Below are 13,546 nucleotides of genomic sequence, written 5' to 3' on the forward strand. Positions count from 1 at the left end.
GGTCTACAACAGCTAATTAGAGTAATCATGGATTGAAATGCGATATTTTCCTCTGTTCTTAGATTTAATTAATAAACCCGTTCTCGTCGTGGGTGGCGGTGAGGTGGCAAGCCGAAAGGTGGAAGCGTTGCTAAAGGCTGGGGCGGATGTGACTATCGTTTCTCCGACGTTGGTTGATTTTCTGTCTAAGCTTGCTTCTGAGCATCAACTGCGCTGGGTACAACGTTTCTATTCGAGTGACATTGTCACTAAAAACTTTGTTCAAGTGTGGGCGACGACAGACAATCCTGAGCTAAATCACCAAGTGTACAAAGATGCCAAAGAGCTAGGCATCTTGGTTAACGTTGTGGATGATAAGCCTTATTGTGATTTCATCACGCCGTCAATGATTAATCGTGGCCGCATCCAAATCGCTATCTCTAGTGGTGGAGCTTCGCCAGTTTTAATTCGAAACATCCGTGAAAAGCTTGAATCGATACTGCCACAAAACATGGGGTTGATGGCGGATTTTGCTAACTCAAAGCGAAACTCAATTAAAGAGGCACTGCCTAGCGTCGATTTACGCCGCAAGTTTTGGGAGCAATTTTTCTCGAATCCCGAGGTGGAAAACGCGCGAGATAATCGTGAGTTAGAAGCAATTTACCAAGCGACCATGGCAACACCTTTAGATGAAAAGGGAAGTTGTACTTGGATACATGTTGGGAAAGATGTTGAGATGTTGCCAATAAAAGCCGTACGCTATATGCAACAAGCGGAGCTGGCTCTGTACTCAACTCGATGTGAAGCGAATGTGTTAGAACTAATACGCAGAGATGCAGAAAGAGAAGCTTTCTCGAGCGCTGCTGAGCTTTCGGATATGCTGGCCAAGGCTAAAGCTGAAAAGCTTCGAATTTGCGTGTTCATACCACAAGGAACGAGCGAATTCGTATTGCTGCAAGGGCAGGACTTGGTTATCTAGCAATGCCAAATGCTAAAAGTGGATACGTAGTTCGTTACACAAAAGCCAATAAAAAACGCCAGCGGATTATGCGCTGGCGTTTTTACTTACTTCTCAGATTGATTAATCACGGAAGTTGTTAAACTGGAATGGGATACCCATCTCTGCTTCACGAATCGCTGCCATTGTCGCTTGCAGGTCGTCGCGTTTCTTACCAGTAACACGTACTTTGTCGCCTTGAATAGAAGCTTGTACTTTTAACTTTGCGTCTTTGATAAGTTTCACTACTTTTTTCGCCGTTGGAGTATCAATACCTTGACGGAAAAGCAGAGTTTGGTGCCAGTTTTTACCAGTAACGTCTGGGTCTTGTGCATCCATTGCGTTCGCGTCAATGTTACGCTTCGCTAAGTGGCCGCGTAAAATGTCGCGCATTTGCTTAAGTTGGAAGTCACCTTCCGCAGACATTTTTACGTTTTCTTCTACTAGCTCAAAGCTCGCATTTACGTTGCGGAAATCGAAACGAGTAGACAATTCACGGTTAGCGTTATCAACGGCGTTACGTAGTTCAACCGTATCGATTTCAGAAACAATATCAAACGATGGCATGAAGATTCCTTGATTATTTTGTTATAGGGACTTTCGGGACTTAACAGCGCTTGCCAGCATATCTAGCATTGTAGCAGTGTCTTCCCAACCTAGGCATGGATCTGTAATAGACTGACCATACGTTAGGTTATTGATGTCAGTCATTGGCTGATTGCCTTCAAGAATAAAGCTTTCAGCCATGATACCCGCAATACGAGTGCTGCCTGAATTAATTTGGTTACAAATGTCCTGAGCTACGTCGATTTGTTTTCTGTGTTGCTTCTGACAGTTTGCATGGCTGAAATCCACAACCAAACGTTGTGGCAATCCAAACTCAGCTAAAGCATCACATGCTTGTTTGACTGATGCTTCATCAAAGTTAGGGCCTTTTTCTCCACCGCGCAGAATAATATGACCGTAAGGGTTGCCACTTGTGCGGTAAACCGTCATTCGACCGTTCTTATCTGGCGAGTAGAAGTAATGCGATGCTTTCGATGCGCGAATTGCATCAATTGCAATTTTTACGTTGCCATTTGTGCCATTTTTGAAACCAACTGGGCAAGATAGTGCCGACGCCATTTCACGGTGAATTTGTGATTCCGTTGTGCGAGCACCAATCGCGCCCCAAGTGATCAAATCCGCGATGTATTGGCCGGTGATCATATCAAGAAACTCAGTAGCAGTCGCAAGACCAAGCTTGTTGATATCCAGTAGTAGTTTACGAGCTTTATGAAGACCAGCTTCAAGTGCGTAAGAACCATCTAGGTTAGGGTCCGTAATCAAACCTTTCCAACCAACTACTGTACGAGGCTTTTCAAAGTAAGTACGCATCACGATAAATAGCTCGTCTTTGTACTTGTCTTGGATTTCACTCAGGCGAGTGGCGTAATCAATGGCAGCTTCAGTGTCGTGAACAGAACACGGACCTACAATCGCAAGAAGGCGATTGTCTTCACCCGATAAAATGTTTTCAATCTGACGACGAGATTGAGCGATACGGTCTGCAACGTCATCCGTAATAGGATGTACACTACCTAGCTCTGCTGGGGTAGGCATTGGACCCAAAGGCTGGGTTCTCAATTCATCTGTTTTTATAGGCATGTTATAGCTTTATTCTCTATTGCGAAGGGGTAAAGATAACGGAATTACAGGCAGGAATAAACCGTTTCACGGGAATCTTCGCCAGGAAATACCGAATTGTATACAAAGGTGTAGGTATTCATTTAAATGACTTATGAATAAATGACAAAACTTGATCATTAAATCAATATATATACATTTGAATTTATAACCATTTTATCTATCTCGCTGTAAGGTAATCTAAGTAACTGCGATAAACTTCATACCTCACGGGTGACGCCGTCACTTCATGAGGGTTAAATAACTCGTGAGATCGAGCTTTTGTTAACATTTCTTTGACATCTATTTCTTTCGTTGATTAACTGGTCTGACTAGATTGGTAAGGAGACCAAAATGTTATCAGCTCTACGTCGTGCGAATTTGTATCTAAATCTGTTTGGCTTTTCGAAAGTGCCGCTGATTTGGCTTTGCCACCCTAAAATCATTGCGATAGATAGCAAGCATGTTGAGGTTCGTATCCCATTGCGCAGAAGAACGAAGAACCACCTGAATAGCATGTATTTCGGCGCTTTAGCCGTTGGCGCTGATGTTGCTGGTGGTTTTCTTGCTATGAGTAAAGCGCAAGAAAAGGGAGAAGCGATCTCGCTAGCATTTAAAGGTGTGAAAGCCGAGTTTTTAAAGCGCCCGGAAGCCGATGTGCACTTTGTTTGTAACGATGGTCATGTCATTGATGAGATGCTCGAGCACACCTTGGCAACAGGTGAACGAGTAAATCGTGACGTAAAAATTGTCGCGCTGTGTCCTAACTTACATGGTGACGAGCCAATGGCTGAATTCTCGCTTACTCTTTCGATAAAAAAAGCAGCCCAACAAAGAAAAGAGGCTGCTTAGTGGTTTGTGGCTCGTTTGTTTAAAGGCGTTGGCTTAATTGAGTTCAATCTTCTCGATAGAGACGATTTTGGAGCGATTTAAGACCACTTTCCAGCGGTAATAAACAGGCTCATCGGTGTGGTTGTCCTCTTTGACAATCACATTGAGCAAATGACGTTTCTCTACTGACTCTTTGGTTACTTGACCTTCATTTAAACGGTAAACTCGGTTTGAGCTTTTATCCATCAAGCGGATGATAGGGCGCAAACTGATGTTCAATGTTTCTCTCGTTTGTTCGTAACCACTCAAGAAAAGAGAGGTCGCCATTTCGGTTTTCTCGTGATAATGAAGAATCTGCTCTTCACGTTGCACGACGCGCTTTTTACGTATTCTTTGAATCTTATCCGGCAAGCTACTTAAGGTACGATAATCGAGCCACTCCAATTTTTTGCCAACCACTTTTTTCGTCGTTGGATCAACGTACTTCTTACGCCATTTTGGCTTGCCTTTACGGATCCATCGCCACATGGCATCGCGTAAATCATCTTTAAAGATTTCTCGTAAAGCGTAAATAAAAGACATCGCGATAATGAATGAGGCAGAAATTTCCCCCAGATAATCGCGAGCGAGAATCACGGTTGAGGTCACGACAATCATCACTAAACCGGTTGCAATGCCTTTGATTGCACGCTTGATGTTGTTACCCATCGATATGGTTTCTTCACGAAGCACGATAGGGTGTTCAATCAATCGCCTTAGCAAGCGCATTTTGTTAGATAAGCGAGTAACGTCTTCAACGACTCTTGATGAGTTGTATTTGTTGAGTTTACGATGGGCTTGCTCTTTCTCACATAGCGTGATCAGACGCTTTTTGATCGTGCCATAGTCGCCTTCACGTGGTAGATGGGCCACCAGTGACAGGAACTTTTGCTCGGTATACCAAGACAGATAGTTATCGATGTTAACGTAGTAGCGTTTTAAGTTCTCTTCATAAGGAATAGAACGCCGCAAGCGCTTTAAGATCTCAAGCGTGAGCTCGATAACTTCGTCCACTTCATCTTCCGTTACGGAGTTGTTCTCATGCTTGTTTAAACTTGCTACCGCTTTGTCTAGTGCGATAACGTATTGGTAAGCGAACAAACTCAAACTTACTCGGTATTGCTGATTCGACAGGCGTCCACGTTTGGCAAGTCGACTGTGTACTAGCGGAAGAAGGATTTCAGTACTGTAATAAGATCGTTGCTGTGTGATTGAGGTGTAATAAAATTCGGATTCACTGATGATATCGGCGTTTAAACCAAGCTCACCAGGTATAAAAAAGTAAATATCTAGGTCGACACTTTTGCTCTTTGCGAGTGCATGACTGATTTTTAATGTTATTGAGTCTTGTTTATCGACGGTGACCAAAGAAAGCTCCTGACTTTGCTAAAGCATTCTTAACTTATGCGTTCCGTTGAGCAGGTAAGTATAAGAGTGCTAAAAGAGTGACTGGGGCATATAGCTGAACGACAACAGCATAACAGAGCACTATGCTTTTCTCTCTGATTTTCTTGTTAGTTTAGGTATAATTCCACGTAAATTTAAAAAGAGACAAAATCAATGATTAAAATTGGTCAAATTAACAGCTTAGAAGTCATTAAAAAGGCTGATTTTGGCGTATTTCTGGATGGCGATGATTACGGTTCTGTTCTACTACCTAGTAAGTATGTACCAGAGGGTACTGAAATTGGTGAGCATGTAGACGTATTTCTGTACTTCGATTCAGAAAGCCAACTTGCTGCGACCATTGAAAGACCAATTGCCCAAGTGGGTGAATGGGGTTTAATGAAGATTGAGGGTGTGAATGCGACAGGTGCTTTTGTAAATTGGGGCATCAAAGAAAAGGACTTACTGATTCCTTTTAGTGAGCAACGCACTCGCTTCTCTGCCGGACAAACCATTTTAGTGTATGTTTATACCGACAAAGCGTCAGGTCGCATTGTTGGTACGACTAAGTTCAATAAATGGTTAGATAAAACTCCAGCGAATTATGAAGTTAACGAGCAAGTTGATTTGATCATCGCAGAGCGTAGTCAACTTGGTTATAAAGCTATCGTTAATGGTAAGCATTGGGGCATGATTTTCCCATCGGATGTTTTTGGTAAGCTTTACATCGGTAAAAAGCTGAAAGGCTTTATTAAGCACATTCGTGAAGATGGCAAAATCGACCTTGCTCTACAAAAAGTCGGTGTGGCGAAAATGGACGATCTTTCTAGTAAGATCCTTGACTTGCTAGAGAAGAAAGGCGGATTTTTGCCTTTGAATGACAAGTCTTCTCCTGAAGCGATTTTTGATGCTTTCCGCACAAGTAAAGGGACTTATAAAAAGACCATCGGTGGCTTATACAAGCAGGGTAAAATTGTCATTGAGAAAGACGGTATTCGTCTAGCGTAGTCCAAACTCACGTATAGTGGAACTACAGCCAAAAAAACGGCCCAAACTTTTCCTTTTTTTGGGCCTAGGGGAAACGGCTCCGCAGAGCCTGCGCTAAACTTGTCCAACAATAATTTTGTTGGTGAACATAGAGAGAAATGCCACATCAAAGCATTACTTTGATACAACTAGTTTAGTACAGCGTGTCCGGATCGCTAGCGAGCCCACTTGCTTTCATACTTACGAATTAAAAAGCCATCGCAAATACGATGGCTTTTCATTTATTTATGATTCGCTACTTCTTTAAAATAAGTTCTTATCTCGTACTAATTCGCGAGGGAGGCCATTCTTTATTCGGTTGCTTACCCATTTTCCAAGGCCAATGACTGCGCCTTGATAGGTGACAAGCACTTCGCCTTTACCTGTTTTCATTCCCTCAGGAATCGTTTGTGGGCGAACATCACGCCCCATGTACCATTCGCGCGCTTCTTCAATGGTTAGCTCGATGGCGTTTGCCTCAGAGCCCGTCGCTAATGCCGTTGCCACCTGATGCTGCCAACGGTAGCCATTTTTATGGGCTTCCGCGATCTTTATACCCATACGGGAGAAGCGTAATTCGCCGATCATCGGTTCTAAAGCATTAGGGAACAGCCAGACATCTTTATCGCGAAGCCATACAGAACTGTCATTTGGAAGTTTAATACCTAACGCGCTTTGGAGTTGTTGAGCAATTTCTGTCGATTCTTTTTTTGAAGTTTTAGCAAAGGGGAATTTCCCCATGCGCTTTTTGACTTCTGGCGCCTCAACAGCAGCCAGTTTGCGAATTCTTGCAACAAAGAACCCTTCACAGTCGTAGACCTGCGGGAAAATATGCAAAAAGCCTTCTTCAGTTAGAGCTGCCTCTGCGTTTTCAAACAAGTTCTCAAGGCTTTCAAACTCTACAGCATCCCCAAAGGTTTCTTTCAAGTGATGACAAACTTGTTGGTTTTCTTCTGTACTGAGCGTACATGTTGAGTAAACCATCACACCACCGGGCTTTAATGCATGGAAGGCGCTTTCAATAAGATCTTTCTGTGTGTCAGCGATGTCGAGTACGGAAGCTTGCGTCCAGTTTTTCATCGCATCTTCGTCTTTGCGAACGGTGCCTTCTCCAGAGCAAGGCGCGTCGAGCAAAACCGCATCAAATTGTTCTGGTAGCCAACCGCCAAAAACGCGTCCATCGAAGTTACTTAGTGCGGCGTTACGTACCCCACAACGTTCCACATTAGCGTGCAGTACTTTTACACGACTTGCGGCGTATTCATTGGCCACAAGTACACCTTCGTTGTTCATTAAAGCTGCAATTTGAGTGGTTTTTGAGCCTGGAGCGGCTGCGGTATCTAACACGGCATCGTAAGATTCATCATTCATAAACAGAGCAGATACCGGCATCATCGAACTGGCTTCTTGAATGTAGAATAAGCCAGACATGTGTTCTGCTGTGTTGCCTAATGGTACAACTGACTCATCCGCTTCAATCCAAAAACCTGTGTCACACCAAGGCACAGGAGAAAGCTTCCAGCCTTTTGTTTCTGCTCGTTCTAGAAACGCTTCAACGCTGATCTTCAACGTATTAACTCGAATACTTTTGCGCAGTGGCTTTTGGCAAGACGCGATAAAGTCTTCCATGTTGAGGTGAGCAGGAAGGATCGTTTGGATTTTTTCCAGAAACGCGTCTGGGATGTAAACATTAGGATGCAATGTGGGATCTCGTTTGCAGAATTTGTGGCAAATAATATACGAAAGCGAAGCAGAAACGAATAGTGACAAGGGCCGAGCATTAAAAAAGAGCAGCGATTGCTGCTCTTTTAAAGTGATCAAACTTCAATTGTACGTGAATTGAGCGTTATTCTACGGCTTAGGAATCGCTGTACGCCATTGAGTCCAACCTTCTTCAGCTTGTGGATACAAAAAGAAAGATTGCCCACTCTTTGCCGCTGGTGGAATAGTCGATTGCTCTGGCGTTGAAAACGCAATTCCTCCGCGAACTAAACTATCAAAGGTTCCCGCTTTGATGTTAGCGCCGGTAAGCCCGATGGAAACATCTACTCCTGAAACATTCCAGAACACACTGTTTTGACGAACGAGGTAAGCGTATTCAGGCTGTATTTTGATAGTCGTGACGATGCGATCAGCAAATTCTCCTAGGCTTACGTCGGTCACTTGGCCAACTTCCATCTGGCGGTAAAGAATAGGGGTACCGACTTGTACTGAGCCTCTTTGTTCACTTTGTAACGTAAACATGATTCCATGCACGCGTTCTGAACTATTTTCTAATTGAAAATCAAATTTAGCTTTACCTTTACCTGGTTCAACACTGATGGATTTCGACACCAACGCCCCGAGGTTTTTAACGCCACCTAAACCAATTTCTGGTTCAGTTAGCCAAAAATGTGAGCCTTCAACCGCAATGTTTTCTACGTATTCAGGTAGGATTCTTGCAGTGACTTCAACCATGTTACGACGAAAATTCGGTACAACCAGAGTGATTTCACCAACTTTAACACCTTGATATTCAATCGGCATTCCTTTAGCAATCTCTTGCGAACCGTCGGTTTCTAAAGCAATGACGCGCCCAAACTTGCGAGCGGTTTTTTGATCAGAATACAGCTTCCAGTTTTCTCCGATTTTGTTTTCAACGCCTGGCACGGAGTCAAAAGCGATGCCACCTTCGATTAACGACTTCAAAGGGTGTGCTTTCACACTGACGCCAGCTAATGATGCATCTATCTCAATCCCTGAACGATTCCAAAAAACGGTTTGTGGCGTTACAAGATAAGCGAAGCGGTTTTCGATAGTAGCCTTAATTAGTACTCCGCCGTCAACTAGTTGGAAATCGGAGACGTTACCAACTGGAAGATTACGATAGAGTAGAGGACTGCCTTTGGAAATCGGCGGCAATTCAGAAGCAAATAGTGTTAGCGCCCTAGAGCCACTTTGATTGTACTGCGCCAATTCAGCCAATGATTCATTTTGGAACAGTTGATACTCTTTTTGAATATCCTGCTTGCCTTCGCTCACAAAACTAATTGACCCGGTTAACAACTGCTTTGCTGGAGGAACGGTAACGCTGAGCCCGGATTCAGTTAACTCTGCTGATGCACTGCCGGTTACATAAAAACGATTGTTTGATTTGATCAGATGTTTGTATTCATGGTCAATCAATACATCCATAAATACTTCGTGTTGTGATTTTTTATCTTCCTTAACTAGGCCCACTTTGATGATTGAACCAACAACGATGCCTTTATAAAGTACATTGGCACCGCTATCTAGGCCAAACGAATTGTCGGACACCAACCGAATCGCGATGGACTTTTCTTGCTGTTGGTTAAACACGTTTTTACGAATGGCAGTAAAGCGGCGAGAGCGTTCACCCGCGCCCGGCACGATCGTTAAGAAGTTTCCTCGCACTAAATTAGCAATGTTTTCAACACCAGAAAGGGACACTTTTGCTTCTTCTAAAACAAATCGAGTACCTGTCGTCAGCATGTCACTAAAAGCGGGTTGAATTGCCGCTGACGCCAATATCACTTCTCGACCTTCGGAAAGGCTCAAGTCCGTAACTTGGCCAATTTCGATTCCGCGATACATAATTGGAGCGCCTTCTCCGCTTATCTTGCTGTCATCAGGTAGGACGATTTTAACCGCGATGCCTCGACCAGCAGTTTTCAAATCTTTATACAAACGGAACTCGGTGTTCTCTTCTACAGGCTCACCATCATCCGGAGAGTCGACGGCGATGGCGCCACCTAGGAGGGCACTCATGCTTTCTAGTCTTACATCGACACCTTCAAAACCGATGCTGGCACCAATTCCACTGACGTTCCAGAATCGACTGCGGTTGTTAATGATATGTCGGTATTGATCCTGAATGTTGGCCTGAATAGTGATAGATTTTGCATCTTCATCTAGCTGGTAACTGTACACTTCACCGATTGGGATTTTCTTATAAACAATTTGAGAGCCAACCGATACACCACCTAAATCACGGCTTTTGAGCTTAATATTCAAACCTTGGGAAACGCGTAAATCTGTTGGGGCAGAATCTAACGCATGGAATGTTGTCTCAAACTCTTGACCATCTCCGGGTTGAATCGAGATGTAGTTACCTGAGACGAGCGCATCCAGTCCGGAAACTCCCGTTAGGCTAGCTGTTGGTTTTACTAACCAAAAGCGTGTTTTATCGTTCAGTAACTTTGCAGCTTCAGGATAGATATCAGCATCGACATAAATACTGCCGAGATCTTCGGTGAGGTTAATGTCTCTTACCATGCCGACTTCTAATCCTTGGTAACGGATAGTGGTTCGGCCGGCGACCAGACCAGCGGCATCAGAAAAATAGATTTGCACTCGTTGTCCTGCATCGTGTATCGACTTCACAACAAGCCAGCCAGCTAAGACCATGGTCAAAATTGGCAACAGCCAAAGAGGAGATATGCCTTTACTCCGCTTTACATCTGGTACGTATGACGTTTGAGAACTGTTCTGATCACTCATTCATTGACTCTTTTTCTGATTGTTTTGGGCTTGTTTGGTCCCAGATTAGCCTTGGATCAATACTTTCTGCTGCAAGCATGGTCAATACAACGACAACACCAAATGCTACCGCGCCATATCCTGGTGTGAAATCCAGTATCTGACCACGATCGACTAACGTCATCATGATAGAAATAACAAACAAATCCATCACAGACCATTTACCGATCCATTTAACAACAAAGTAAACCATCATTCGTTGTCTCTTAAACACCGAACGTTTGAATTGGATGCAAAGCATGATGTAGGCGAGCCCAAGTATTTTAATCACCGGGACAACGATACTGGCAACAAAAATGATCGCAGCGATTCCATACATGCCGCTTTTTACCAAACCAGCCACGCCTGAAAAAATAGTGTCCTCCAAACGCTTACCATTGGTAAGCAAGATGGAAATAGGGATCAGGTTAGCGGGGAAGATGGCGACCGTTGCTGCGATGAGGTAAGCCCATGTTTTCTGAATGGAGTTTGGCTTGCGATGATATAACTCGTGATGACAACGCTGGCAATGGTCACCTTCAGGCTGGGACAAGTGGCATTCATGGCAATGCACATCTTTATGCTCAAAAGCATATAAACTTTCTGGTTTCCAAGCTTCCCAATAACGACGCACGCTGATTCTTGAAACTAACAAAACGGTAAATATCTGCAAAAGAACCAGACCAATTAACCCTGGGCCGACGAAAATGTCGGAATAATCTTGGAGTTTAAAACAGGAAATGGCGATGCTAACTAAGAACACATCCAACATAACCCAATGCTTCAAATGTTGAATTAGCCACAGTGAGATACGAAGCCCACGGAACCATCGTTGATGTAAAGAAATATGCGCCGTTACCACTGAAACACAAACCGTCAGTGGCGCTAGAGAGCTACAAAATAGAATGAGCAATGAAAGAAGAACAAATCCTTCTTCCATCAATGTGATCATCCCTGAAGGCAGGGTTGCCGGAATCATCACACCAAAGAGTCGGATGCTAATAAAGTTAAAAAAGTGCGATGGAATAAATAGTAGGATACAGGTTATCGCGACGGCTAGATTACCAGAGAGGCTAGGGCTACCTCCGCGATATAATTGTGTACCACAACGAGGGCAGTGTGCATTTTTGCCATGGGGTAAGTCGACGATGTCGACAGGCAATTCACAACCTTGGCACAAACGTACGTTATTGGGTTGCATGGCGTGCTTAGACAGAGAGGTCATAACGACCTCTCTAGCTTGAACGATTTAAGCGTGGGACTGTATGCCCCCATATAAGGTTTGATATAAGCCTTCTTGCTCAACTAACTCACCATGAGTACCTGTTTGCGTCACTTTCCCATCTTCAAGCACGTAGATCAAATCGGCTTGTTTCACAGCGGATAGTCGGTGCGCAACGATTAATGTTGTTCTACCACGTAAGAACTCGGTCAGTGCTTTGTGTAAAGCCGCTTCAGTAGCGGTATCTAGCGCAGACGTGGCTTCGTCTAAAATAACAAATTGAGGATTACTCAGCACCATTCTAGCAATGGCAAGCCGTTGTCGTTGACCTCCTGACAAACGAATGCCATTACGACCAACTTGAGTATCCAAGCCGTGGTTCAGTTGAGAAATAACATCATGCAGCTGAGCCACTTCAAGCGCACGCCAAAGTGACATTTCGTCAAAATTCCCACCAAGCGTTAGATTATGCCTCAAGGTATCGTTAAATAGTATAGGTTGCTGTAATACCACGGCAATTTTGTCGCGAATTACTTCAAAACCAATATCTTCTGTTAATTCATCATTAAAGCGAATGCTACCGGAGTTTTGACGGTAAACCCCAATAAGTAATTGTATCAAGGTTGACTTACCACCGCCGCTTGCACCAACCAACGCCACTTTCTTTCCTGCCGGCATATGTAAAGAAAGATTATCTAGGACTTTGTTTTCATTATTGTAAGAGAAATTAATGTTTTCTACTTTAACATCAACTTCTCTACCTTCTTTGAAAGGATTTACCTTAGGAACCGGTCTCTGCTCTTCTTCTAACTCTAATAAGTCGTTGATGCGTTTTAATGCGGCTTTAGCGCTGTACCAAGAAAACTGAATCCCAAGCAACTCTTGAACAGGAGAAAGCATGAACCATAGGTAACCAAAAACGGCAAATATTTGGCCAATAGTAAGGTCACTGAACATGACCATTAACATTGCGACAGCTCTGAATAATTCAAAGCCGATCAAAAAGAGAAGAAAAGAAACGCGACCAGCCGCTTCAGATTGCCAAGCATACTTGTCTGCATCAACGCGAACTTGGTTCGCACTGTCTTTGAGTTGCTGGAGAAATTCTCGCTCTTTATTGGCCGCGCGTAGTTGGTAGATTCCATCTAATGTTTCAACTAAACGGTTTTGGAAAATTTCAAAAGAATGATTTTCCTTCCGTTTCAGATGTTTAACCATACTGCCTAGTTTACGTGAGAAGTAAATGACAATAGGGTTAACTAACAGGATAAACAGACCAAGTCGCCAATCGAGCCAAAGTAGAACGATAGCAGTACCAATAACAGTCAGAAAACTGATAACGAATTTTGCTAACGTAGAACCAATAAATTTATCAATGGTCTCAATGTCAGTGATAAGGTGTGCGTTGATTCCTCCGCTACCTTTGGTCTCGTATTGTCGGATGCTGATACGGCCGAGTTTGTCGATCATTTTACTGCGCATCTCAAACGTGATGGTTTTTGAAACAAGCGTAAATTGTCGGCTTTGAAGGATATTTAATCCTTGGCTCGCAGCTCGCATAAGAACAACCAAGAACAGGGTGAAGAAAATATAGCCTGTCGGAGTGTGCCACGCTTCAGGGAGAATGGCATTCATGGCATCTAAGCCTTTTGCAGGTTGGTCCAATAAGACCTCATCAACCATCAAAGGCATGAGGAGGGGAATTGGAACACTAATCAAGGTTGCAAGCACCGCTATCAAGTTCGCTATGATCAGCTTGGACTTGTGCTTTTTTACTTGTGTTATCAACCAAGAACGGCTAATAGTGTCATTTTTCAGAAGCATTGTAATTGAGAATAAGTCCTATTATAAAGTAGGGCTGCATTTTAGCGCCATACATTGAG

Annotated in this window: 10 protein-coding genes; 3 read left to right on the forward strand and 7 right to left on the reverse strand. The window is 43.5% G+C overall.

Annotated features, from left to right (window positions below; translation table 11 throughout):
- Positions 1–37 precede the first annotated feature (37 nt).
- A complete protein-coding gene (locus tag R7Q47_RS10985; RefSeq protein WP_033905330.1) occupies positions 38–958 on the forward strand; it encodes a bifunctional precorrin-2 dehydrogenase/sirohydrochlorin ferrochelatase in 921 nt (306 codons plus the stop codon).
- Positions 959–1,060: 102 nt separating this feature from the next.
- Here the strand turns inward: R7Q47_RS10985 and R7Q47_RS10990 are convergent, their stop codons facing one another.
- The gene (locus R7Q47_RS10990; protein WP_005377415.1) at positions 1,061–1,543 is read right to left on the reverse strand and encodes a YajQ family cyclic di-GMP-binding protein; all 483 of its coding nucleotides are present in this window, start codon (positions 1,541–1,543) and stop codon (positions 1,061–1,063) included.
- A 21-nt stretch (positions 1,544–1,564) separates the two neighbouring features.
- Entirely contained in the window at positions 1,565–2,623 is a 1,059-nt protein-coding gene (locus R7Q47_RS10995) for a 3-deoxy-7-phosphoheptulonate synthase (RefSeq protein ID WP_318088975.1), read from the reverse strand.
- A gap of 372 nt (positions 2,624–2,995) precedes the next feature.
- Between R7Q47_RS10995 and R7Q47_RS11000 the strand changes: the two genes are divergently transcribed.
- The gene (locus R7Q47_RS11000) at positions 2,996–3,493 is read left to right on the forward strand and encodes a DUF4442 domain-containing protein (protein ID WP_005377418.1); all 498 of its coding nucleotides are present in this window, start codon (positions 2,996–2,998) and stop codon (positions 3,491–3,493) included.
- Between the two features lie 33 nt (positions 3,494–3,526).
- On the opposite strand, the gene R7Q47_RS11005 is transcribed toward R7Q47_RS11000, so the two are convergent.
- Complete coding sequence (locus tag R7Q47_RS11005; RefSeq protein WP_248486610.1) at positions 3,527–4,879, reverse strand: hypothetical protein; 1,353 nt, start codon at positions 4,877–4,879, stop codon at positions 3,527–3,529.
- 192 nt (positions 4,880–5,071) lie between these two features.
- Here R7Q47_RS11005 and R7Q47_RS11010 point away from each other — a divergent pair, with 192 nt between their 5' ends.
- Entirely contained in the window at positions 5,072–5,905 is an 834-nt protein-coding gene (locus R7Q47_RS11010) for a S1 RNA-binding domain-containing protein (RefSeq protein ID WP_017633794.1), read from the forward strand.
- 282 nt (positions 5,906–6,187) lie between these two features.
- Here R7Q47_RS11010 and rsmF read toward each other — a convergent pair whose 3' ends face one another.
- The 4 genes from rsmF to R7Q47_RS11030 all read right to left on the reverse strand — a co-directional run bounded on the left by rsmF (position 6,188) and on the right by R7Q47_RS11030 (position 13,487).
- Complete coding sequence (rsmF, locus tag R7Q47_RS11015; RefSeq protein ID WP_248486608.1) at positions 6,188–7,624, reverse strand: 16S rRNA (cytosine(1407)-C(5))-methyltransferase RsmF; 1,437 nt, start codon at positions 7,622–7,624, stop codon at positions 6,188–6,190.
- Between the two features lie 150 nt (positions 7,625–7,774).
- Entirely contained in the window at positions 7,775–10,423 is a 2,649-nt protein-coding gene (locus R7Q47_RS11020; protein WP_017634276.1) for an MlaD family protein, read from the reverse strand.
- The gene (locus R7Q47_RS11025; protein ID WP_005377429.1) at positions 10,416–11,666 is read right to left on the reverse strand and encodes a paraquat-inducible protein A; all 1,251 of its coding nucleotides are present in this window, start codon (positions 11,664–11,666) and stop codon (positions 10,416–10,418) included. The genes R7Q47_RS11020 and R7Q47_RS11025 overlap by 8 nt, the downstream gene beginning before the upstream one ends.
- A 24-nt stretch (positions 11,667–11,690) precedes the next feature.
- On the reverse strand, positions 11,691–13,487 hold the full coding sequence (locus R7Q47_RS11030; protein ID WP_005377431.1) for an ABC transporter ATP-binding protein: 1,797 nt from the start codon (positions 13,485–13,487) through the stop codon (positions 11,691–11,693).
- Between the last annotated feature and the right edge of the window lie 59 nt (positions 13,488–13,546).

Source organism: Vibrio sp. Vb0349 (assembly GCF_033338975.1).

Coding starts and splice junctions, on each gene's coding strand:
- R7Q47_RS10985 (WP_033905330.1), top strand. CDS start 38: ATGCGATATTTTCCTCTGTTCTTAGATTTAATTAATAAACCCGTTCTC.
- R7Q47_RS10990 (WP_005377415.1), bottom strand. CDS start 1,543: ATGCCATCGTTTGATATTGTTTCTGAAATCGATACGGTTGAACTACGT.
- R7Q47_RS10995 (WP_318088975.1), bottom strand. CDS start 2,623: ATGCCTATAAAAACAGATGAATTGAGAACCCAGCCTTTGGGTCCAATG.
- R7Q47_RS11000 (WP_005377418.1), top strand. CDS start 2,996: ATGTTATCAGCTCTACGTCGTGCGAATTTGTATCTAAATCTGTTTGGC.
- R7Q47_RS11010 (WP_017633794.1), top strand. CDS start 5,072: ATGATTAAAATTGGTCAAATTAACAGCTTAGAAGTCATTAAAAAGGCT.
- R7Q47_RS11020 (WP_017634276.1), bottom strand. CDS start 10,423: ATGAGTGATCAGAACAGTTCTCAAACGTCATACGTACCAGATGTAAAG.
- R7Q47_RS11025 (WP_005377429.1), bottom strand. CDS start 11,666: ATGACCTCTCTGTCTAAGCACGCCATGCAACCCAATAACGTACGTTTG.
- R7Q47_RS11030 (WP_005377431.1), bottom strand. CDS start 13,487: ATGCTTCTGAAAAATGACACTATTAGCCGTTCTTGGTTGATAACACAA.